This window comes from Nocardia sp. SSK8 (assembly GCF_037034205.1).
GTDB lineage: Bacteria > Actinomycetota > Actinomycetes > Mycobacteriales > Mycobacteriaceae > Nocardia.
Map to the genome: position 1 here is coordinate 1 of NZ_JBAGKD010000015.1, position 21,405 is coordinate 21,405.

19 protein-coding genes, 1 pseudogene and 2 riboswitches are annotated in these 21,405 nt (G+C 70.0%); of the genes and pseudogenes, 14 read left to right on the plus strand and 6 right to left on the minus strand.

Going from position 1 to position 21,405, the window contains the following annotated elements; all coding sequences use genetic code 11:
* Positions 1–143: 143 nt before the first annotated feature.
* Positions 144–312, minus strand: a riboswitch (cobalamin riboswitch).
* 199 nt (positions 313–511) lie between these two features.
* Positions 512–718: riboswitch (cobalamin riboswitch) on the plus strand.
* A 153-nt stretch (positions 719–871) separates the two neighbouring features.
* From WA675_RS23625 to WA675_RS23645, 5 genes are all read left to right on the plus strand, one after another.
* Positions 872–2,206, plus strand: coding sequence for a hypothetical protein (locus WA675_RS23625; RefSeq protein ID WP_336087221.1), 1,335 nt, complete (start codon positions 872–874; stop codon positions 2,204–2,206).
* Between the two features lie 14 nt (positions 2,207–2,220).
* Entirely contained in the window at positions 2,221–3,255 is a 1,035-nt protein-coding gene (locus WA675_RS23630; RefSeq protein ID WP_336087223.1) for an ABC transporter substrate-binding protein, read from the plus strand.
* 171 nt (positions 3,256–3,426) lie between these two features.
* A complete protein-coding gene (locus tag WA675_RS23635; RefSeq protein ID WP_336087225.1) occupies positions 3,427–4,461 on the plus strand; it encodes an ABC transporter substrate-binding protein in 1,035 nt (344 codons plus the stop codon).
* An 8-nt stretch (positions 4,462–4,469) separates the two neighbouring features.
* Complete coding sequence (locus tag WA675_RS23640; protein ID WP_442945710.1) at positions 4,470–5,495, plus strand: FecCD family ABC transporter permease; 1,026 nt, start codon at positions 4,470–4,472, stop codon at positions 5,493–5,495.
* Entirely contained in the window at positions 5,492–6,262 is a 771-nt protein-coding gene (locus WA675_RS23645; protein WP_336087227.1) for an ABC transporter ATP-binding protein, read from the plus strand. Before WA675_RS23640 ends, WA675_RS23645 begins: the two co-directional genes overlap by 4 nt.
* 10 nt (positions 6,263–6,272) lie before the next feature.
* Here WA675_RS23645 and WA675_RS23650 read toward each other — a convergent pair whose 3' ends face one another.
* The gene (locus WA675_RS23650; protein WP_336087229.1) at positions 6,273–6,500 is read right to left on the minus strand and encodes a DUF6480 family protein; all 228 of its coding nucleotides are present in this window, start codon (positions 6,498–6,500) and stop codon (positions 6,273–6,275) included.
* A 136-nt stretch (positions 6,501–6,636) separates the two neighbouring features.
* Between WA675_RS23650 and WA675_RS23655 the strand changes: the two genes are divergently transcribed.
* The 5 genes from WA675_RS23655 to WA675_RS23675 all read left to right on the plus strand — a co-directional run bounded on the left by WA675_RS23655 (position 6,637) and on the right by WA675_RS23675 (position 12,839).
* A complete protein-coding gene (locus WA675_RS23655; protein WP_336087231.1) occupies positions 6,637–7,191 on the plus strand; it encodes a type 1 glutamine amidotransferase domain-containing protein in 555 nt (184 codons plus the stop codon).
* A gap of 148 nt (positions 7,192–7,339) precedes the next feature.
* The gene (locus WA675_RS23660) at positions 7,340–7,708 is read left to right on the plus strand and encodes an effector-associated constant component EACC1 (RefSeq protein ID WP_336087233.1); all 369 of its coding nucleotides are present in this window, start codon (positions 7,340–7,342) and stop codon (positions 7,706–7,708) included.
* Positions 7,705–8,898, plus strand: coding sequence for a caspase, EACC1-associated type (locus WA675_RS23665; RefSeq protein WP_336087235.1), 1,194 nt, complete (start codon positions 7,705–7,707; stop codon positions 8,896–8,898). Before WA675_RS23660 ends, WA675_RS23665 begins: the two co-directional genes overlap by 4 nt.
* An 84-nt stretch (positions 8,899–8,982) precedes the next feature.
* Positions 8,983–10,725, plus strand: coding sequence for a hypothetical protein (locus WA675_RS23670; protein ID WP_336087236.1), 1,743 nt, complete (start codon positions 8,983–8,985; stop codon positions 10,723–10,725).
* Between the two features lie 83 nt (positions 10,726–10,808).
* Positions 10,809–12,839, plus strand: coding sequence for a tetratricopeptide repeat protein (locus WA675_RS23675; protein ID WP_336087238.1), 2,031 nt, complete (start codon positions 10,809–10,811; stop codon positions 12,837–12,839).
* 37 nt (positions 12,840–12,876) lie between these two features.
* Here WA675_RS23675 and WA675_RS23680 read toward each other — a convergent pair whose 3' ends face one another.
* Complete coding sequence (locus WA675_RS23680) at positions 12,877–13,998, minus strand: NADH:flavin oxidoreductase (RefSeq protein ID WP_336087240.1); 1,122 nt, start codon at positions 13,996–13,998, stop codon at positions 12,877–12,879.
* 104 nt (positions 13,999–14,102) lie between these two features.
* On the opposite strand from WA675_RS23680, the gene WA675_RS23685 reads away from it, so the two are divergent.
* A complete protein-coding gene (locus WA675_RS23685; protein WP_336087241.1) occupies positions 14,103–14,555 on the plus strand; it encodes a MarR family winged helix-turn-helix transcriptional regulator in 453 nt (150 codons plus the stop codon).
* On the opposite strand, the gene WA675_RS23690 is transcribed toward WA675_RS23685, so the two are convergent.
* The 4 genes and pseudogenes from WA675_RS23690 to WA675_RS23705 all read right to left on the minus strand — a co-directional run bounded on the left by WA675_RS23690 (position 14,492) and on the right by WA675_RS23705 (position 17,048).
* Entirely contained in the window at positions 14,492–14,758 is a 267-nt protein-coding gene (locus WA675_RS23690) for a hypothetical protein (protein ID WP_336087504.1), read from the minus strand. The genes WA675_RS23685 and WA675_RS23690 overlap by 64 nt on opposite strands.
* Before the next feature lie 61 nt (positions 14,759–14,819).
* Positions 14,820–15,455 (minus strand): annotated as a pseudogene (locus WA675_RS23695) (DUF72 domain-containing protein); the annotation flags it as partial.
* A 48-nt stretch (positions 15,456–15,503) separates the two neighbouring features.
* The gene (locus WA675_RS23700; protein ID WP_336087243.1) at positions 15,504–15,791 is read right to left on the minus strand and encodes a plasmid stabilization protein; all 288 of its coding nucleotides are present in this window, start codon (positions 15,789–15,791) and stop codon (positions 15,504–15,506) included.
* A 177-nt stretch (positions 15,792–15,968) separates the two neighbouring features.
* Positions 15,969–17,048 (minus strand): mechanosensitive ion channel family protein, encoded by a 1,080-nt coding sequence (locus tag WA675_RS23705; RefSeq protein ID WP_336087246.1) that lies wholly within the window; start codon positions 17,046–17,048, stop codon positions 15,969–15,971.
* A gap of 108 nt (positions 17,049–17,156) precedes the next feature.
* Between WA675_RS23705 and WA675_RS23710 the strand changes: the two genes are divergently transcribed.
* From WA675_RS23710 to WA675_RS23720, 3 genes are all read left to right on the plus strand, one after another.
* The gene (locus tag WA675_RS23710) at positions 17,157–17,699 is read left to right on the plus strand and encodes a nitroreductase/quinone reductase family protein (protein ID WP_336087249.1); all 543 of its coding nucleotides are present in this window, start codon (positions 17,157–17,159) and stop codon (positions 17,697–17,699) included.
* Between the two features lie 101 nt (positions 17,700–17,800).
* Positions 17,801–18,502: a cutinase family protein gene (locus WA675_RS23715; RefSeq protein WP_336087251.1), complete on the plus strand. Its 702-nt coding sequence runs from the start codon at positions 17,801–17,803 to the stop codon at positions 18,500–18,502.
* A 118-nt stretch (positions 18,503–18,620) separates the two neighbouring features.
* Positions 18,621–21,401: an AAA domain-containing protein gene (locus WA675_RS23720; RefSeq protein WP_336087254.1), complete on the plus strand. Its 2,781-nt coding sequence runs from the start codon at positions 18,621–18,623 to the stop codon at positions 21,399–21,401.
* Positions 21,402–21,405 lie beyond the last annotated feature (4 nt).

Sequence of the window (21,405 nt, forward strand, 5' to 3'; positions counted from 1 at the left end):
AGTGTTGACGGACTGGGCACTGGTGGGTGCGACCACAGCGGAACTCCCTTGGCTGGCAGGCGAACAGCCGTCACCCATTCCGCGCGCACGGGCACGCGATCCACGAGGAAACGGCTGCCGGACGCGGCGCGCCCGGCACAGCGGCAGGTCTTCGGACTCGCAAGCACCGGAGCCCCTGGGCGCCGACCTACCGGCCGTCGCTTCCCGGACATGCGTCCAGTGCTCGGATGACGGCTTTCGTTCCTGCTCACCGCTGCGGGACAGCCCCGGATTCCCACCGGGTTCCCTCTTCACCGCGCAACGCTCGGTTGCGCCAGGTGTCGACACCGGCGGCGGCGCGGGGGCTCCCGTCGTCCTCGCCACCGGCGAACCAGCTGCCCGGTCAGCATACGATGCCGCCGCGGCGGGCGGGCGCCCGGTCCGGGATACCGCACGGGTCCGCGGCCCGGCGGGCTTATCATGGGCGCGCAGCTGGTTCACGGTCACCAGCCCGCGGCGGGTTCCGTCCGGGAGTGATCGTGTCGAAACCGGTGGACCGGACCTCCGGTTCCCCGGCGAGAGGGAACCCGGTGGGAATCCGGGACTGTCCCGCAGCGGTGAGCGGGAACGACCGCCGTCATCACGCACTGGGTAGCCACCCGGGAAGCGACGGCCAGTAGGTCGGCCGATCAGGCCGGTGCCCGCGAGTCCGAAGACCTGCCCGCTGTGCCGGACACGCCGTGTCCGGCGGCCACCGCCTCGTGGACCGGGCGCGCGGACCGCTTCTCCGACCCCGCCGGGCACTCCGGCCCGGGCGACATCCTGTCGCGGCGGTCGGTGGACGCCGCTGCCCCGGATCAGGCGCGCGGCCGTCCGCACCGCCCTGGAGACGATGACCGTGGCAGTCCCGCCCACCCCGTTCACCGCGACCGTACTCGGCCTGCCCAGGATCGGGCCGAACCGGGAGCTGCACCACGCCGTCGAGACCTATCTGGCCGGTGCGCTCGACGCCGACCGCCTGCACGCCGCCGCCCGCGAACTGCGCCTGGCCCACCTGAGCGTGCTGGCCGCGGCGGGCCTGGACTCGATCCCGGTCGGCACGTTCTCCTATCACGATCAGATGCTCGACACCGCCGCCCTCTTCGGCGCGCTCCCCGCGCGGGTGCGCGACATCGACGACCCCCTCGACCGCTATTTCGCCGCCGCGCGCGGCACCGCAACCCACACACCGCTCGACCAGGCGCCCTGGTTCGGCACCGGCTACCACCATCTCGTTCCCGAGATCGACGCCAGCACCCGGTTCACCCTGCACGCGGAGAACCTGCTCGCCGAACTGGCCGAGGCCCGCGAGCTCGGGGTCCCCGCCCGGCCCGTGGTGATCGGCCCGCTGACCTTCCTGACCCGCGCCCGCCACGCCACCGGCGACCCGCTCGACCGGCTCCCCGAGCTGATCCCGCGCTACCGGGAACTGCTCACCGCCCTGGCCGACGCGGGCGCGGCCTGGGTCCAGCTCGACGAACCGATCCTGGGCACCGAGCTCACCGGGCGCGAGATCGCGCGGCTGCGCACCACCTATGCCGCGCTGGCCAGCACCGCCCGGCGGCCCGCGCTGCTCGTCGCCATTCCCTTCGGGCCTCCCGGCCCCGCGCTGGCCGCGCTGGCCGATATGGGAATCGACGGTGTCGCACTGGATTTCACGGCGGGAACGACGCTCGAGGCCGTGGCCTCGGTCCCCGCGCTCACCCGCAAACTCGTGGTGGCCGGGGTGGTCGACGGCCGTGACTTCCGGCGCACCGATCTCGACGCGGCGCTGCGGACCCTGGGCTCGCTGCTCGGGAGTGCGGGGTCGGTGGCGGTGTCGAGTTCCTGTTCGCTGCTGCATGTTCCGTACTCGCTGAGTCCGGAGACCGCCTTGGACGAGCGGGTGCGTTCGTGGCTGGCCTTCGGTGCCGAGAAGGTCACCGAAGTCGCGGTGCTGGCCGGTGCGCTCACCCGTGGCACGGACGCCGTCGCCCCCGAACTCGCCGCCGCCCGGGCGGCCGTGCGGGCGCGCCCGGACCAGCAGCACGACGACGCCCCGCTCGGGGTCGTCACCACCGAGCACGGCTGGGTGCAGTCCTCCGGCGCCGACTGCGTGCGCCCCCCGATCCCGATCCGCGAGGCTGCCCGGCCCGTGGCCGATTCCCGCCGGTTCACCACACCGGCCGTTCGAAACGAGGTCCGCTGACCATGGTCCCCCGCGTGCATCCGCGATCCCTGCGGCTGCTGGCCGCGCTGAGCACGATCGCCTGCCTGGTGGCCGCCTGCGGCGGCGCCGATACCCCCGAATCCCGCACCGAGACCTCCGCGAGCGTGCCCGGCAAGACCAGCTATCCGTTCACTCTCGAGAACTGTGGTGTCGCGGTGACCTTCGACAAGGCGCCGACCAGGGCGGTGTCGCTGTATCAGGCGTCGACCGAGATCCTGCTCTCGCTCGGGCTGGCCGACCGGATGGCCGGGACCTCCACCTGGTTCGACCCGGTCCTGCCCGAGCTGGCCGCGGGCAATGCCACCGTCCCCCGGCTCGCGGACAACGATCCGTCGCTCGAGACCGTGCTCGCCACCGAACCCGACCTGGTCACCTCGGCCAGCGCGCACACCTTCACGCCCGCGGTGGTGGCGGAGCGCTCGCGCTTCGCCCAGCTCGGTGTGCCCACCTATCAGTCGCCGTCGGTGTGTGTGGGCGCGCGGGTCGAGGGCGAGACTGTCACCCGGACCGCACCGCTCACCGTCGACACGCTGTTCCAGGAGATCACCGAGCTGGCCCGCATCTTCGATGTACAGGAGCGCGGCGCGCGGCTGGTCGACGAGCTGAAAGGACGGCTGGCGGCGGCGACCGCACCCGCCGGGGCCGCGCCGACGGTGGCGTTCTGGTTCTCCGGCCTCGAGGCGCCCTACATGGCGGGCTGCTGTTCGGCGCCCGGTCTCTACGCCACGGAGGTGGGCGCCCGCAATGTCTTCGCCGAGCAGCGGGAGGACTGGCCCGAGATCAACTGGGAGGCCGTCGTCGCCGCCGATCCCGACGTGCTGGTGCTCGCCGATCTGAGCCGTCAGCGGGTCGACGGTGACGCCCTCGCCACCAAAATCGCCTTCCTGGAATCGAATCCGGCGACCAGCCGCATGCGCGCTGTCCGGGACAAGCGCTATGTGGTGCTGACCGGGTCCGAACTCGATCCCGGTATCCGCGAGATCGACGCCATCGAGAAGCTGGCCGCCGGTCTCGCCGCGAACCGGTGACCCGGTGCCCGGGTAGCATCTGCCCAGCGAATGGTCGAGGGAACCCGGTGCGAATCCGGGGCTGACGCGCAACGGTAACGGCCCATCCGGGCTGGAGCCCGATTACTCGACGCTCGCCGCACCACTTTTCGAGGCTCCGCGATCGAGCCCTGACGAAGGAGTTCACGCGCGATGCGCCTGGCTTTCCGGCACCTGTGTGCCGTGTCCGTTCTCACCCTGGCGCTCGCGGGATGCGGGACCTCCGGCGCGGGGACCGACACCACCGCGTCCGCCGACGGTTTTCCCTTGACGCTGCAGAACTGCGGCCGGTCGGTCACGATCGACGGGCCGCCACAGCGCGCGGTCTCGCTGAATCAGGGTTCCACCGAGATCCTGCTCTCGCTCGGGCTGGCCGACCGTCTCGCGGGCACCGCGACCTGGACCGATCCCGTGCGCGCCGACCTGGCCGACGCCAATGCGAAGGTGCCCCGGCTGGCCGAGAACAAGCCGTCGCTCGAGGTGGTCCTGGACGCCGAACCCGACTTCGTCTCCGCGTCCTTCGGCGGCACACTGGGCCCCGGCGGGGTCGCCGACCGCGACCGCTTCGAGCAGCTCGGCGTGCCCACGTACCTGTCCCCCACCGACTGCGACGGCAAATCGGCGGCGAGCGTGAACTCCGACGGCGCGCGCACCGAACCCCTGCGCATCGACTCGGTGTACACCGAGATCCGGCAGCTGGCCGCGATCTTCGATGTCGCGGACCGTGGCGAGGCACTGGTGGCCTCGTTGCGACAGCGGCTCGCCGCTGCCGCCGCCACCGCGGGCGCGCACGCCGACACCTCGATCGCCTACTGGTTCTCCGACCTGAACACCCCGTACATGGCCGGATGCTGCGGGTCCTCGGGCATCATCACCGCCGCCGTGGGCGCGCGCAATATCTTCGCCGACACCACCGACGAGTGGCCGCAGGTCAGCTGGGAGGCCGTCGCCGACCGCGATCCGTCGGTGCTGGTGCTGGCCGACCTGAGCAGGCGGACCATCGAGGGCGACGCCCTGGACAGCAAAATCGCCTTCCTGCGATCACATCCGGTGACCTCACAGCTGACGGCGGTGCGGGAACAGCGCTTCGTCGTGGTCAACGGCGCCGACCTGAACCCGTCGCTGCGCACCGTGGACGGCGTGGAGAAGCTCGCCGCCGCGCTCGCGCAGTGGGGACCGGTCCGCTGACCGGGCTCGTGCCGCGACGCGGGACCGCCGTCCTCGCGCTCGCGCTGGTGGCGGGCTGCGTGCTGCTGGTGTTCTCGATCGCGATCGCGCTGACCATCGGCCCGGCGAATCTGTCGGTGGGCGAGGTCTACGCGGTGGTCGGCGAGCATCTGGGATTCGGCGCGGCCGGGGTGAGCCGGATCAAGGACGGCATCGTCTGGGAGTTGCGGCTGCCGCGGACTCTGCTGGCCGCGGTGTGCGGGGCGGGGCTGGCGCTGTGCGGGACGATTCTGCAATCGGTGCTGCGCAATCCGCTCGCCGATCCGTTCGTGCTCGGTATTTCCTCGGGGGCTTCGACCGGCGCGGTGCTGGTCGCGGTGCTCGGGCTCGGCGCGGGCTCGATCTCGCTGGCCGCCGGGGCGTTCGGTGGTGCCTTGGCGGCGTTCGTGCTGGTGCTGGTGCTGGCCGCGGCGGCGGGTGGCGGCACCGCCCGGATCGTGCTGGCCGGAGTGGCCGGGACGCAACTGTTCTCGGCGCTCACCTCGTTCATCGTGGTCTCCAGCGCCGATGCCGAGCAGACCCGCGGCGTGCTGTTCTGGTTGCTCGGTTCGCTCGCCGGGGCGGACTGGTCCGATGTGGCCGTGTGCGCCACGGTGACCGGTATCGGGTTGGTGATCTGCCTTAGCCGCGCGGCCGCGCTCGACGCGTTCACCTTCGGCGCGGCCTCGGCGGCGGCGCTGGGCATTCCGGTGCGGGCCACCCGCGCGCTGCTGCTCGGGGTCACCGCGCTGACGACCGCCGCCCTGGTCAGCGCGGCCGGGGCGATCGGTTTCGTCGGGCTCGTGCTCCCGCACGCGGCGCGCTTCGTGGTGGGTCCCCGGCACAGCCGGTTGCTCCCCGCGGCCGTGCTCGCGGGGGCGGTGTTCACCGTGTGGGTCGATGTGGTGGCCCGGACCGTCTTCGCGCCCACCGAGATTCCGGTCGGCGTGGCGACGGCACTGATCGGGGTGCCCGCCTTCATCGTGCTGCTGCTGCGGAATCGGGCCATGGCATGAGCTTGCGTGCGGAGAAACTGCGCTGGACCCGCGGCGGTGCGCTGGTGCTCGACGGCGTCACCGTGGCGCCGGACCCCGGGGAGACCATCGGGCTGTTGGGGCCCAACGGTTCCGGGAAGTCGTCGCTGCTGCGACTGCTGTCCGGCATCGACCGCCCCGACAGCGGCCGGGTGCTGCTCGACGACGCCGACCTCACGACCCTGCGGCGCACGAAGGTCGCCCGCCGGGTCGCGGTCGTCGACCAGCACGCCGACACCGAAGTCGACATCACCGTCGAAGACGTGGTCTCGCTCGGCCGCATCCCCCATCGCGGGGTGTTCGGCGGTGACGCGGCCGCCGACGCGCAAGCCGTCCGCGAGGCCCTGGCCCACACCGGGATGACCCACAAGGCGAGCGCCCGCTGGCACACCCTCTCCGGCGGCGAACGCCAGCGCACCCAGATCGCCAGGGCCTTGGCCCAGCACCCCCGCGAACTCCTCCTCGACGAGCCGACCAATCACCTCGACATCCGCCACCAGCTCGACATCCTCGCCCTGGTCGCGGCCTTGCCCGTCACCAGCTATATCGCCCTGCACGACCTCAACCTGGCCGCCATGTTCTGCGACCGCGTCCTGATCCTGGACCGTGGCCGCGTGGTCGCCCTCGGCACGCCCGCCGAGGTGATCACCGCCGACCTGGTCGAACAGGTCTACCGGGTCCGCGCCCAGATCAGCACCGACCCGGAAGACGGCTATCCGATCGTTTCCTTCCGCCCCGCTCGGCGTTAGGACCTGGCACTCACAGCGCGGCCAGCACACCGATCGCGGCGGCGATCAAGACCGCCATGAGCAGCACCAGCACGGCGATCGCCCCGACGCCGGTCGGCGGGAACCGCCTGCTCGTGCGCGGTTCGGGCGCGGACAATCCGGACGTCTGCGCGGTCTCCGGCGGCGTCGCGCCCGGCCGCACCCCACCCCCCGGTTCCAGATCGGGAATCCGCCCGGGATCGGGATCCATCGACGACATGACCACACCTACCTTCCTGCGCGGGTAATCGGTCTCACCCCGGCCCTACCCGCGTCCCCTCCCCTCAATCACCCGCCCTGTTTCGGCGGCCGGGAGCGGGTATGCGCCTCGCAGACCCCGAGCGAGGAGAAACGCCATGGCCCAGCACCCGCTGACCGGAAAGACCGTCGCCATCCTGGCCACCGACGGAGTGGAACAGGTCGAGCTCGTCCACCCACGAACCGCGGTCGAGGAGGCCGGAGCGACGACAGAGCTGCTGTCGCTGACCTCCGGCACGATCCAGGCGATGAACCACGATGTCGAGCCCGGCGACACCTTCCCCGTCGACCAGCTCGTCGCCGAGGCCAGCCCCGACGACTACGACGCCCTCCTCCTCCCCGGTGGCACCACCAACCCCGACAAACTCCGCCAGGACCCCGCCGCGGTCGGCTTCGTCAAGCAATTCGCCGCCACCGGCAAACCGATCGGCGTGATCTGCCACGGCCCCTGGACCCTCGTCGAAGCCGACGCCGTCCGCGGCCGCACCCTCACCGCCTACCCCAGCGTCCGCACCGACATCCGCAACGCGGGCGGCACCGTCGTCGACCGCCCCGTCGTCACCGACAACGGCCTGATCTCCAGCCGCAACCCCGATGACCTCCCCGCCTTCTGCGCCAAGATCGTCGAGGAGTTCGCCGAAGGCAGGCACTGAGCCGTTCTGCGGGGCAGGCATCACCGTTGCCGGTCCGGCATAGCTATGCTCGAATCAGCAACTGCGACTGGGGGATCGTGAGTCAGTGCCGAGCGCTCTCGACGCGGCAGGATCCGCCGAAGTCACACCGCCCGAGAGGACACCCCGCATGTCGAATCCGCCGAATCAGTTGACTATTCACACCGATGGCAGTGCCGATGAGCTGTTCCGGATGCTGGAGTGGTTCAACGACACCGATGAGTTGCGAGGGCGGGTGAGTCGGCCTGCCGGGGAGATCGGGGCGGGGCAGATGGGTGGGCTCACCGAGGTTCTCGTCGTTACGCTCGGGGCCGGGGGGCTGGCGCCGGTGTTGATCCAGTCGTTGAGTGGGTGGTTGACCGCGCGACGGTCCGATATCAGTGTGACGGTGAAGACCGGTGAGCATACCGAGATCACGGTGGACGCCAAGCGGATCAAGGAACCGGACGTCGCGCGGACGTTGCAGAGCATGCTGGAGAGGTTCGACAACCGGCCGTGATCTCTGCCGTGGATCGCGAGGGTTGGCGGGCCGCTCTTGTCGGCGTGGGCAGTTATGCCGACGCCAGGTTCCCCGCTATTCCGGCGGCAGCGAACAATGTCGCCGATCTCGCCGGACTGTTGACCGCGCCGACCGGCGGGGCGCTCGCCGCCGGGCACTGCCGCGCGCTCATCGATCCCGGCGATGCCGCGCAGGTCGGCAAGGCTGTCGCGGTCGCCGCGGCCGAAGCCGACGATGTCCTGCTGATCTATTACACCGGGCACGGGATCGTGGACCGGCGCGGGCGGCTGTATCTGACCTTGCCGGGCAGCGACTACGAGCAGCCCGAATGGAGTTCGGTGCCGTTCGCGACGCTGCGCGACGAACTTCTGGAGAGCCGGGCCCGCGCGCGGGTGCTGATCCTGGACTGCTGTTTCTCCGGGCGCGCGTTCGAGGCGATGACCTCGGCGGCGGCCGCCGTCGACGGCCAGATCGATGTCCGGGGCACCTACACGATCACGTCCTCGGTCCGGGACGAGACCTCGCTCGCGCCCGCAGGACAACGGCACACCGCGTTCACCGGGGCGCTGCTGCGGGCGGGCACCGAAGCCGACCTGACCCTCGACCAGCTCTACCGGCGGGTCGAGCAGATCCTGCACAGCAACGGTCAGCCCCGGCCGCAACGGCGCAGCGTCGATGTCACCGGTGATCTGCGGCTGTTCGCGGCGGGCGGTCGTCCACCGGTTCCGGGTGATGTTTCGCCGCACGTCGATGCCGCGACGCTGTTCGCCGAGGGTGCGCACTGCGCAGGCGACAACGACCTCACCCAGGCGGCGGACCGGTGGGGGCGTGCCGCCCACCTCGGTCACACGGACGCCATGGTCGAGCTGGGAAACCTCCACGCCCGGGTGCGGCGCTTCGAAGACGCCGAGCACTGGTTCCGCAGGGCAGCCGCCGCCGAGCACACCGACGCCATGTACAACCTCGCGGTGATCCTCGACCGGACCCAGCAGTACGACGAGGCGGTCACCTGGTATCAGAAGGCGGCGAATACCGGGCACACCGATGCCATGCACAATCTCGCGATCCGGTTGCGCTATCGCGGGCAGACGTCCGAGGCCGCCTCGTGGTGGCGCAATGCCGGGCATCGGCACCCGCAGCGGGCCGGAGACAAACCGCGCGGTCTCGCGTCCCGGACATGGTCGCGGTGAGTCAGTCGCGCTCCGGCCGGTGGGGTGCCGGGCGGGGCCACCGCGCTACGGTAGACGCGGGAATCGGCCGGTAGGAGTGTCAGGTTGCACCGCACGTCGGAGCAGAGCGAATCGCAGGGATCGCCGCACCCCTACTGGATCACCGTTCAGACGGCCAGGACGGTGCTGATCGTCGTCCACACGATGACGGCGTGGAATCGGCTGTCGGATATCCTTCCCGTTTTCGACTCCGACCGGCGCATTCAACTGATATTCACTTTTCCCGACGTTTCCAAAGTCACCGGCGATGTGGAAGAACAACTCCGCACATCCGGTGCGCAGACAATCCCCTGGGAACGCGCACTCACCGATAATTTCGACCTCGCGATATCCGTACATCACAGTGGAGATCTACACCGCATTTCTGCACCATTAGCCGTACTTTCACACGGCGTCGGCTATAGTAAAATAGCTCGAGAATCGAGAATCGAGAATCGAGAATCGAGAATCGAGAATCGAGAATCGAGAATCGAGAACGTCTACGGCTTGGGGCGGGAATGGCTCGTGCGCGACGGGCGTGTGCCGGACGCGGTCGTTCTCGCGCACGTCGCTGATCGGCAGCGTCTCGCCCGAACGGCCCCGGAGGCCCTCCCCCACACCGTGATCGCGGGCGACCCGTGTTTCGACCGCATGCAGGCCAGCCGACACCTGCGGCCCGCCTACCGCGTGGCCTTGGGCGCCGCCGGGAGAACCGTCGTGACGGTGTCGTCGACGTGGGGTCCGCAATCACTGCTGGGCCGCCACCCCGATCTGATCGACGACCTACTCAGCGAACTCCCACTCGACGACTACCTCGTCACGGCGATACTCCATCCGAATGTCTGGTTCGCCCACGGCCCGTGGCAGATTCGCACGTGGCTGGCCGACGCGCTGCGTTCCGGACTGCGGCTCATCCCACCGATCAGCGGCTGGCAACAGGCCGTTCTCGCCGCCGACCTCATGATCGGCGACCACGGCGCGGTCACCACTTACGCGGCCGCGCACGAGGTTCCCACAATGCTGGCGTCGTTCCCCCGCGACGAAGTCGCCACCGGCTCGGCGGCGGACCTGCTCGGCGAGCTGGCACCGCGCCTCGATCCCGGGCTTCCCCTGCCCGACCAGATCGGACGCGCGATCACCACCTACGACCGCACCCGGATGCGGGCCGTACGCGCGCTGGCGACCTCGCATCCCGGCGCCTGCCTCGACACCCTGCGTGCGACGTTCTACCGGCTGCTGTGTCTGCCCGAACCCGGCCGACCCGCGCCGGAGTTCCCGTATCCCGCGGAAGCTCTGGCACCCCATGACGATCCGGTCCAGGCCTGCCGGGTCACCTGCGAATGGCACGAGGATCCCGAGGACGGCCCGACCGCTCGTCTCCGCCGCTGGCCCGCCGACGTCACCCCGCGCCGGAACCGCGGCCACCGCGCCACCGAGTCCTGCCTGGTGGTGCACGCGGCGCACCCGCGACGCGATCTGAACGGCAATGCGGACGCGGTCGTTGTCCCGGTCCGCCCCGGAATCGACACCGATGAGGTGTTGCGGCAGCAGCTGAGGGACCGTCCGGGTTGCGGGATCGCCGTCGCGGAGGTCGATCCCGGTCGCCTGCGCCTGCTCCGCCGCGACGGTCTGCTGGTGGAGGCGGTGATACCCGGGTCCGCGCACGGGCCGATGGTGCCCGCCGTCATCGCCGCCGCGGTGCACACCGGGCCGGAGAAGAGCCGTGTCGGCGATCGGCCGATGACGCTGCTGATCGGCGACCGGCGAATCTCGGTGGATCTCAAGGAAATAGACACCGGATCCCACTGACCGTGCGCCTGCTCGGCCGCGATTCCGCCCTCCGGAGGTCGTATACAGTGAGGCGCTGATGGCAGGTCATGGGGAGGCAGGCAGTGAGCGCGAACGCGATACCACCGTGGGCGAATCCGTTCGTCCCCCGCGAGCCGGTGATGAACGATATGGCGGCCCACGTCCGCTGGTGCCGAGAACACGGGCATCCGTCGTCGATGTACGTGTACGGCCTGGAGGGACTGGGCGTTTCGTGCCTGGTGACCCAGTTCTGGAAAGAGAACCGGGCGCTCGTCGACAGCCCGATCATCTGGCTCAGTGGCCGCCACGCCGACGGTTCGCCGGTGCCGCTCGGCGAACTCGCGGGCCGGGCTCTTCGCCAGGTCGGCGTCCCGGACACCGATCAGGGCGCCACCGCCGCCGAGAAGATCGACAGCCTCCACCGGGTGTGGCGGGAGATGACACGGCTGCTGGTGGTCGACGACCTCGACAGCTCGGCACAGATCCTGCCGTTCGTCCCGGTCGACGCGCCCGGCATGGTCATCGTCGCCACCAGTTCTTTCCGGCGGCGCGACCTGGAACAGCACGAATTCGCCGCCTTCACCCCGGATCTCCTGTCCACCGAGGAGGCGCGGGCATTGTTCGTGGCGAGGCTGGGCGATACCGCCGCGTCGCTGGATCCCGCGCTGGTCGACGAACTGGCCGACTATTGCGGCAGGCTTCCGCTGTTGATCAAAGTGCTGGCGGCCCAGATCCGCGACCGGCCACCGATGGCGCACAGTCTCCTGCGCGAATTGCAGAAGTCCGGACTCCTGCTGCTGAAACTCGGAGACGAGAAGCGGATGCGGACATTCCTGGACACGACCTACGAGAATCTCGGTGACGTCGAGAAATTCGCGTACCGCCTGCTGGGGTTCCTGCCTGCGGCACACTTCGGTGTCGAAGCCGCTGCCGCCGTGCTCGATGCGGAACCCGACGAGGTGTATCTCGTCCTCGAGAAGCTCACCGAACTGAACCTGCTGACCTCCCCCGACCGGCATCAGGCCCGCTACGCCTTCCACCCGGTCCTCCGCGACGACGCTCGCGCGCGGGCGGAGTCCACCGACGCGCCCGACATCCGGAAGCGGGCCGTGACCGCGTGGATCACCTGGTATCTCCGCGAAACCCTGCCCCGCGCCCGGAAGGTCTCGAATCGCTGGTGGGTGCGGCCGGTGACGGACCTGCTGTCGGACCTCGCCCGCGATCTGCCCGAGTTCACCCGCCCGGAAGCCCTGGATTGGCTCGAGCTCGAAGGCGACAACGTGATCGCCGCCGTGCGCGCGGCCCACGGGGCACAGCTGCATGACCTGGTGTGGCCGCTGTGTGTGGCGGTGTGGAAATACCTGCACCTGCACGGGCTCTACGACGCGTGGATCGATACCCACCTGCTCGGACTGGCCTCCGCCCGGGCCGTCGAGTCCCGGCTCGGCATCATGCAGATGACCTCCCAGCTCGGCGCCGTCCATCTGGAGCTGCGGGAGTTCGGCCGGGCACGCGAGTGCTTCGCCGAATCGCTGGACATCGCCCGGGAACAGCAGCACGTCCTGGGCGAGCAGAGCGCGTTGGAGTGGCTCGGCAAGATCGCCGCGGCCGAAGGAGATTTCGGCACCGCGCTCACCGCCTATCGGCAGTCCTGGGAGGTCACCGTCGCGGCCACCGAGGAGCAGATCAGCCCCACCGACCGCGCGCGCGTCTTCTCGATCCTGCGGCTACAGCAGGCCCGGGCCGAGTTCGGCGCGGGCGATTTCCAGCGAGCCCGCGAGTGCGCCGAACAAGCAGTCGGCGACTTCGACGCGAACCCCGGCGAAACCGACAACCGGGCGAAGGCGCGCCTGGCACTCGGCCGCGCCCACCTCGCCCTCGGCCAGGCCAACGACGCCATCGCGGTCTTCGACAAGGCGCTGCAACTCTTCACCGAGGAAGGCGTCGACAAGCAGCAGGCGATCACCAGTCAGCTGCTCGGCGATGCCTATCGCGCTGTGCACCAACCGAATACGGCTGTCGCCAGCTACAAGAACGCGCTGGACTACTACGTGCGAACGGGGAAGGCCGAGGCGACCACCGTGGCCGCCACCATCGCCGAACTCGAGACCTGAGAACGGTGGTCGCCGGAGACCGGCGACCACCCGATGCTCAGCTCAGGGTCTTCAGCGCGGCCGCGTCGTACGGCCGCATCTCGTCGAGGCGGCCCGCGAGGAGCTTGGCGGCCCAGTCGGGGTCCTGGAGGAGGGCGCGGCCGACGGCGACCAGGTCGAACTCGTCGCGTTCCATGCGGTCGAGGAGGTTGTCGATGCTGCCGAGTTCGGCGCCGTGGCCCGCGAAGGCGCGCAGGAAGTCGCCGTCGAGGCCGACCGAGCCGACGGTGATGGTGGGCCTGCCGGTGAGCTTCTTGGTCCAGCCGGCCAGGTTCAGGTCGGAGTCGTCGAACTCGGGTAGCCAGTAGCGGCGGGTGGAGGCGTGGAAGGCGTCGACACCGGCGGCGGCGAGCGGGGCCAGGATGGCCTCGAGCTCCTGCGGGGTCTCGGCCAGGCGGGCGTCGTAGGCCTCCTGCTTCCACTGGGAGTAGCGGAAGATCACCGGGAAGGTGGGCGAGACGACGGCGCGGACAGCGGCCACGATCTCGGCGGCGAACCGCGTGCGGGCCACCGGGTCGCCGCCGTAGGTGTCGCCGCGGCGGTTGGTGCGCGACCAGAAGAACTGGTCGAGCAGATAGCCGTGGGCACCGTGCAGTTCGACACCGTCGAAGCCGATGCGCTCGGCGGCCGCGGCGGCGTCGGCGAAGGCGCCGATGACCTCGTCGAGATCAGCCTGGGTCATGGCCTTGCCGGTGCCCTCGGTGCCGTCGACGCGGATCCCGGAGGGGCCGACGGCGGGAGCGTCGGCGAAGGGCGGCTCGCCCTGCTTGCGGACCATGCCGATGTGCCACAGCTGCGGGACGATGGTGCCGCCCGCGGCGTGCACGTCGGCGGCGACCCGCGCCCAGCCGGCCAGCTGCTCCTCGCCGTGGAAGCGCGGCACGCGATCGCTCTGCCCGGCCGAGTCGTGGCCGACGTAGGTGCCCTCGGTGACGATCAGGCCGACACCGGCGGCGGCGCGGCGCGCGTAGTAGGAGCGCACGTCCGCACCGGGGATGCCCTCGGGCGAGAACATGCGGGTCATCGGTGCCATCACGATGCGGTTCGGGACGGTCAGGCCGTTGATCGTGACAGGCCGTGACAGGACCTGGGCCGTGCGCGAGGTATCGGTGACGATCACTGGATCTCCTGGTGGCTACTTGAGAATGTCGAAGGTTGAGAACTTCAAGCAACGCTAGAGGCAGATATTTGAGATAGTCAAGTTTCTGCGGATAGAGTGTGCGCATGGCACCCACGTCCCCCGTCGATACGGCCCAGCTCATGGAGCTGCTGTCGGTGGCGCTGGGTGCCTACTACGGCGATTTCACCGCCGCCGCCGCGAGCGAGAACCTCACCGCCAGCCAGGGCAAGACCCTCACCGTGTTGCGCCGCGGCCCGGTCGCGATGCGCGCGCTGGCCGACCGGATGGCCTGTGACGCGTCGAATGTCACCGGCATCATCAACCGGCTGGAGAAGCGCGACCTGGTGCGCCGCGAGACCAGTGCCACCGACCGCCGCGTCACCACCCTGGTCATCACCCCGGAGGGCGAACGCGTCGCCGAGGCCATCCGCGCGAAGATGCGTACCACCCAGGACGGCCTGGACCGCCTCGGCGAGCAGGACCGCGAGCGGCTCTACGACCTGCTGGACCGGGTCTTCGCGAACAGCGCCTGCAGATCATCGACGAACCCGGAATAGGCCCGGGCGCGGTCGGGGGCGCGCAGGATCGCGGACGGGTGGACGGTCACGCCGACGCGGAAGTGCTCGTGCTCGACAAGCAGGCCGCGCAGTTCGGTGACCTTGGCTTTCGTGCCCAGGATGGCGTGGGTGGCGATGGCGCCGAGGCATATCACCAGGTCGGGGCGACCAGGTCGAGTTCGGTGGTCAGCCAGGGGGCGCAGGCGACGATCTCGGTGCGGCGGGGTTGCTGGTGGATGTAGTGGGCGGCACCGGGATAGGTGGTCATGCGGCGACCGCCTCGGACAGATCGGGAACGCGGGTCACCGCGGCACCGGCGCGGTCGGCCAGGCGGGCGAAGGTGATCGCGTCGCGGACGGCCGCGCCCCCGTGATCGTTGTTGAAGTAGACGTAGCTGTCGGCGGCGGGGAACTCGTCGAGCAGCCGGTGGGCCCAGGTGTCGAGGGCCTGGCGTCCGTAGTGCGGGCGCGGAGCGGCGCGACCCGCGTGTAAGCGCAGGTAGGCCCAGTCGGTGGTGCGCCACAGCGGGGTGACCGGCCGGGATTCGCGATCGGCCCAGGCCAAGGCGGCCGAGCGGGCGTGCAGGACCGCGCGGATCTCGTCGGTCCACCACGACTCGTGCCGCGGTTCCACCGCCACCCGCACCGAGGCGGGGAAGCACCGCAGGCAGGCGTCGAGGAGGTCGGCGTCGGCGCACAGGGTGGGTGGGAGCTGGAGGAGGATCGGGCCGAGCCGGTCACCGAGTCCCTCGGCGCGGTCGAGCAGGCGCGCGACCGGCTCATCCGGGTCACGCAGGCGTTTGATGTGGGTGAGATACCGGCTGGCCTTCACCGCCACGACGAAATCCTCGCCGGTGCGCTCGCGCCACGCGGCGAAGGTGTCCCGGCTCGGCAACCGGTAGAAGGCGTAGTTCGAATCCGATCTGCACGGCGAACCCTTTCGCCGCGGTCAGGAGCGTCCGAGGGCGTGGGCCAGTTGCTGCTTGTTCATCTTCGAACGGCCGTCGATATTGCGTTTGCGCGCCTCCGCGTAGAGCTCGTCGCGGGTCTTGCCACTCCCCTGCGCCCGCTGACCCCCGCGCTTGCCCTTCGTCTCCCCGTGCTGGGCCCGGGTCTTGTTCACCGTGGCCGCGGCGATCTCCTCGGCACGCTTCGTACTGCGCCCACGCTCGAGCTCGGACTTCTTGATGTCCTTGTACTGCCGCTCACGTTTGGCACTCCACGCTTGCTGGGGCATGACCTGCACCTCCTGAAGTGGACCGACATTCTGTTGCGGCCATACCCGGACTTCCGCAGGGGAAACAGCGCACGCGCTCCCGATCACGCCCGGGACGCGACGACGCGGACCTCCTCGGATGCGGTGGTCATGCCGTCTGCCTTCGTTGCGGTCCTGTCCCCGCACCGTATCCCGCGATCAGCGCACGGTGGCTTCCGCGCGGTCGAGTGGCATGGTCGCGTCGCGGCCGCCGACGAGCGCGGTGGGGATCTTGGGGAGCGCGTTGGGGTGGTGGCGGCCGAGCCAGGTCAGCAGTTCCTCACGGACCGCGCAGCGCAGGGTCCAGGCGTCGTCGGCGTTGGCGGTGGACATGGCCGCGCGGACGACGATATCGACCGGGGTGCTGTCGGTGACCAGCAGGCTCCAGCTGCGGCGGTCCCATTCCGGCCTGCCGCGCAGGTAGTCGTGCAGGTGGTCGCGCAGGATCGGGATCGGGGTGCTGTAGTCGAGGTGCAGCAGGACGGTGCCGGTGACCTGTGGGCCGCCGCGCGACCAGTTCTCGTAGGGCTTGCTGTTGAAGTAGGAGACCGGCATGGTCAGCCGCCGGTCGTCCCAGATCCGCACGGTCAGGAAGGCCAGGGTGATCTCCTCCACGGTGCCCCATTCGCCTTCCACCACCACGGTGTCGCCGATCTTCACCGAGTCTCCGAACGCGATCTGCAGTCCCGCCATGAGATTGCTCAGCGTCGACTGCGCGGCGACACCGGCGATGATGCCGATGACACCGGCCGAGGCGAGCAGCGAGGTGCCGAGGGTGCGCAGGCCCGGAAACAGCAGCAGGATGGCCACGGCCGCGGTCGTCACCACCAACACCGAGGTGATCACCCGGCGCACGAGCCCCAGCTGGGTGCGCAGCTGACGCACCCGGGAGGTCTCGCTGGTGCGCTCGGCGTAGCGGCGCAGCAGGTTCTCGGCGACCGCGTCGGCGACCCGGACCACCAGCCAGGCCGCCGCCAGGATCGCCGCCGTGGCCAGGATATTGCGGATCACGACGTCCTGGCGCAGGTCGAGGTGGGCCAGCGGATAGGTCAGGTGCAGGGCCGCCGTGCCGAGCAGCACCTGCAGGGGGAGCTGCGCGCGGCGCAGCAGGGTCGGCAGATGGGTGCCGGGATCGCGCCGGGCGGCGTAGCGCAACACCCGGTCGACCAGCAGTCCCGCCGAGACCGTGATCGCCATGGTCACCAGCACGACGATCAACGGCCGGAAGAATTCCTCCACGAGATCGAACTCCTCTCGAGATGGACGAGCTGTCATCGAAGGCGTACCCACCCGGGCCGGATCACCGACATGACGATCCCGTTGCCCCGGCGGGCGCATCATGGAGACATGGACGACGCAGACCAGCGAGCGCGAATCGCGGCGGCCAGGGACGCCGTCGGCAGGCACGGCAGGCTCATCCGCACGGCCCGGCACGGCAAGCTGCTCAGCGACGCGATGCTGCCGCTGTTCAAGCTCCGGGTGCCGCGCGGCTACGGCGTGCTCACCACCACCGGCCGCAAGACCGGTCTGCCCCGGCCGAAATGCGTGCGCGTGCTGCGCGAGGGCGATCGCGCCTATCTGGTGCAGCTGATGCCGCCGCAGATAACGCTGGCGCGGCCGGACGCGGTCAACGCCTGGTTGCGCAATGTGCGCGCCGATCCGGCCGTCACCCTGCGGCTGCCCGACGGCGAATACCGCGGTACGGCCCGCGAGATCACCGATCCGGCGGAACTCGAGACGGCACGCGCCCTGCTGTGCGGGACGGTCGTCCCGTTCGATTTCGGCGAGTGCGCGGTCCATCTGCGGGGGCGGCCCTCGCGCGCGAAGATCCGGGAGCTGCACGACTACTGGTTCCGGACGGGCCGCGCGGTCGCGATCGACCTCGACTGAGCGCGAGACCGTGCGCGGCAACCGGATTCGGCCCCGCCGTGCCACCGACGCCCGCCGATTCGCCCTGTCCGAACCGTTCACGCGCGCACTACAGTGAACGGATGCGTGGACGATCCCGAATCCTGCTCGCCGCGGCCACCACCGCCGCGGCACTGGCCGTGCCCACCCTGCCGTCCGCGGCCGCCGACCCGGGCACCGGCCCCGGCGACTGCGCGCAGGTCCGGGTCGTCACGGTGCGCGGCACCCTCGAACCGCAGTCCGGGAGTCTGCTGCTCACCCCGCTGGGCGCGCGGATCGCGCGGGAGTCCGGCCGCACCGCCACGGTCGGCGAACTCGACTATCCCGCGTCGATGAGCCCCGACAGCGCGGTGCGCGGCGTCGCGGCCCTGACCGCGCTGCTCAACGACTCCCCCTGCCCCGACCAGCGGCTCGTGCTGCTCGGCTACTCGCAGGGCGCCCGCGTCATCGGCAATACCCTCGCCGACCGTGCCGCGCTCACCGATCAGGCGACCGCCCGCATCGACGCCATCACCCTGTTCGGCAACCCCTTGCGCAACGGCGCCGAACCGTACAACCGTGGCACCGCCGATGCCGCCCTGTCCGGCACCGGCCCGCTGCCCACCGGCGCGCTCGCCGGGTTCGCCGACCGCCTGCACGACTACTGCAGCGCGGGCGACCGCGTGTGCGCGGGCGGTGACCCGTCCGCCGGGTTCGGCAATGCCCTGAGCTACGGCCACTTCCTGTATTTCGTCAACGGCGACCGGGACCGGGCCGCGGAGTTCGTCGCCGAGCAACTCGACTGAATCCCGCTGCCCGGCAGATACTTTCGGCCACACCGGGTAATCTCGGTACCGCGCGCCGGGCCGTCGGCTCCGGTCGCGCGCAGGCACGGTCCGCTGGGGAGTGGGACGAGGGGGTTCGGTGGTCGATCCACGGGTTGTCGCGATTGTCGTGCTGGGCAAGGACGACGGGGTTCCCGACGACAAGACCTCGTCGATCACCGCCTTCCGGACGGAACCGCACCAGGTCCTGGTGTGGTTCGGCACCCCGAAGCAGTACCGGTACGGGTGGGATCGGATCGCGATTCTCGAAGAGCCGCACCGGGTTCCGCTGGGAGATCAGGCACAGTTGCTGGTCGATGGTTCCCGCAAGCGCGCGACCGAGGCCTACGTGTTCACCGGCCAGCCCGGGATCGGTGTGTGGTGGCACGTGGCGAACGAACGGGGCGGCTGGCAGTCCTACGCCGCCGAACGGGTGCGGGTGCTGCCGAATGCCGCCGCGCCTCCCGATTCCCGCGCGGTGCTGGCCTATTGGCGTGCCGTGGCCGAGAAGCTGGACGGCGACCAGGGCGTCCTGCTCCGCAATCACCGCAAGCTGGAGTTCATCCACCCCGACAGCGCGCTGGCCCGGATTCTCGCGCCCGCGCCGATCGAGCCCCGGCCCGAGGACGAGACACCACTGCCGGTGTATCCGTTCCGCACCAATCTGAGTCAGAGCGCGGCGGTGCGCAACGCGCTGCGTTTCCCGATCTCGGTGATCGACGGTCCGCCCGGAACCGGTAAGACCCAGACCATTCTCAATATCATCGCCTCGGTTCTCTGCCGTCCCGGTCAGACGGTCGGGGTGGTCTCGTTCAGCAATTCCGCGGTCGACAATGTCTTCGAGAAGCTCACCCGGGAAGGGTTCGGGATGGTGGCGGCCAATCTCGGGCGGGCCGACAAGCGCCGGGAGTTCTTCGAGGACCAGGGACCACGCCTGGCCGCCGTCGAGGCGCTGCTCGCCACCGACGCCGCCCCCGCCCGCAAGGCCGCCGATGATCTCGCCCGGGTGAACCGGCGGTTGGTGGCCTTGCAGGAGCAGGATCGCGAACGCGCCCAGCTGCACCGGCAGCTACACGCCTACCGGCTCGAACAGCACCATTATCGGTCCTACTTCGACCGCGACGAGGTCCCCGGCGCCGAGGAGCTACCGCTGCTGCGCCGCTACAGCGCGGCCAGACTGCTCGACTTCATCGCCGACACCGATCCGCGCTGGATCCGCGACAACGGCTGGGGCCGCCTGGTCGACACCATGAACCGCTGGTTCCGCTACCGCGCGCTGCGCACGGTCGACGCCGAGGATATCGAGGTGGTGCTGCGCATCCAGCGGGTCTACTACGAGAAGAAGATCGCCGAACTCGAACAGCGGGCCGAGCAGCTCGGTAAGGCATTGGCGGGCAAGAAGTTCGACGTGTTGCGGGCCGAGCAGACCCGCTTGTCGCGGCTGTTGCTCGAAGACGCGCTGCGCGAACGCTACCGCGCACTCCCCCGCACCCCGCACGACACCCGGTACCGCTCCCAGTTCGCCCGGTTCGCCGAGGACTACCCACTCATCCTGAGCACCTGCCATTCGCTGCAGAACAGCATCGGCCGCGCGACCCTGCTGGACTATCTGATCATCGACGAGGCCTCCCAGGTGGACTTGGTGACGGTGGCACCGGCCCTGGCCTGCGCGCGCACCGTCGTGGTGGTCGGCGATCTGGAACAGCTGCCGCCGGTCACGAAGAAGCTCACCGGGATTCCCGCGGCTCCCGATCCGGTCTTCGATCACCGGCGCAGCATCCTGGCCACGATCCTCGACCTGTTCCCCGCGGACCTGCCCCGGGAGATGCTGCGCGAGCACTACCGGTGCGATCCCGACATCATCGAGTTCTGCAACCGGACCTTCTACGGCGACAAGCTGATTCCCTTCACCCACAGCACCCCCGGTATGGCGCCGATGCGGGTGGTGCGGACCGTTCCCGGCAACCACATGCGCCGCCTGCCCGGCGACGACGACCCGGAATCGAAGCACCGCGTCAATTACCGGGAGATCGACGTGATCCGGAGCGAGGTGCTGTCCTGGATAACCCCCGACATCCCGCCGCACGATATCGGCGTCACCACCCCGTATCGCCGTCAGGCCGACAAGGTGACCGACGCCCTGATCAGGTCGATCGAGTCCGACACCGTGCACAAGTTCCAAGGTCGCGAGAAGGAGGCGATCGTGATGACCACGGTGCTCGACAACTCCCGCAGCGGGGTGCGCGGGCTGCGGTTCGCCGACGACCCGCGCCTGATCAATGTGGCAGTCTCCCGGGCCAGGCGGTTGTTCGTGCTGGTCACCCACCATTCCGAGCTGCCCGAGAGCCGGTATCTGCGCGATCTCATCGGCTATATCCGCTACCGCGATCCCGACCACGCCGTGATCGACAGCGAGGTGGTGTCGATCTTCGACCTGCTCTACACCGAGTACACCGAGCGGCGCCGCAGGCATCCGCGGATCGGCTGGGGCCGGACCCGGTACGCGTCCGAGGACATCGCCCTCGACCTGCTCGAGCGGGTGCTCGCGGCGGCCGGGTATCGGCATCTGGCCATCCATCCGCAGGTCTACCTGCAGAATGTGTTCCCGCGCGGGCTGGATCGGCTCGATCCCGGGCAGCGGGAATTCGTGCGGCGCCGGTCGTCGTTCGACTTCGTCGTCTACAACCGGATCACCTCGCAGAATGTCGCCGCGGTGGAAGTGGACGGTTTCAGCGCCCACGAGGCGAATCCGGTGCAGCTGCGCCGCGACGCGGTGAAGGACGAGATCTGCCGCCGGTACGGTTTTCCGCTACTGCGGCTGCCGACGACCGGGAGTGACGAGGAGACGCGGGTGCGCGGGTTCCTCGATCAGCTGCCCTGATCCA

Bases quoted from the DNA above. Each gene is read 5' to 3' on its own strand.
- WA675_RS23645 (WP_336087227.1), top strand. From the start codon at position 5,492: ATGAGCTTGCGTGCGGAGAAACTGCGCTGGACCCGCGGCGGTGCGCTG.
- WA675_RS23660 (WP_336087233.1), top strand. From the start codon at position 7,340: ATGTCGAATCCGCCGAATCAGTTGACTATTCACACCGATGGCAGTGCC.
- WA675_RS23635 (WP_336087225.1), top strand. From the start codon at position 3,427: ATGCGCCTGGCTTTCCGGCACCTGTGTGCCGTGTCCGTTCTCACCCTG.
- WA675_RS23685 (WP_336087241.1), top strand. From the start codon at position 14,103: ATGGCACCCACGTCCCCCGTCGATACGGCCCAGCTCATGGAGCTGCTG.
- WA675_RS23655 (WP_336087231.1), top strand. From the start codon at position 6,637: ATGGCCCAGCACCCGCTGACCGGAAAGACCGTCGCCATCCTGGCCACC.
- WA675_RS23715 (WP_336087251.1), top strand. From the start codon at position 17,801: ATGCGTGGACGATCCCGAATCCTGCTCGCCGCGGCCACCACCGCCGCG.
- WA675_RS23650 (WP_336087229.1), bottom strand. From the start codon at position 6,500: ATGTCGTCGATGGATCCCGATCCCGGGCGGATTCCCGATCTGGAACCG.
- WA675_RS23710 (WP_336087249.1), top strand. From the start codon at position 17,157: ATGGACGACGCAGACCAGCGAGCGCGAATCGCGGCGGCCAGGGACGCC.
- WA675_RS23625 (WP_336087221.1), top strand. From the start codon at position 872: ATGACCGTGGCAGTCCCGCCCACCCCGTTCACCGCGACCGTACTCGGC.
- WA675_RS23700 (WP_336087243.1), bottom strand. From the start codon at position 15,791: ATGCCCCAGCAAGCGTGGAGTGCCAAACGTGAGCGGCAGTACAAGGAC.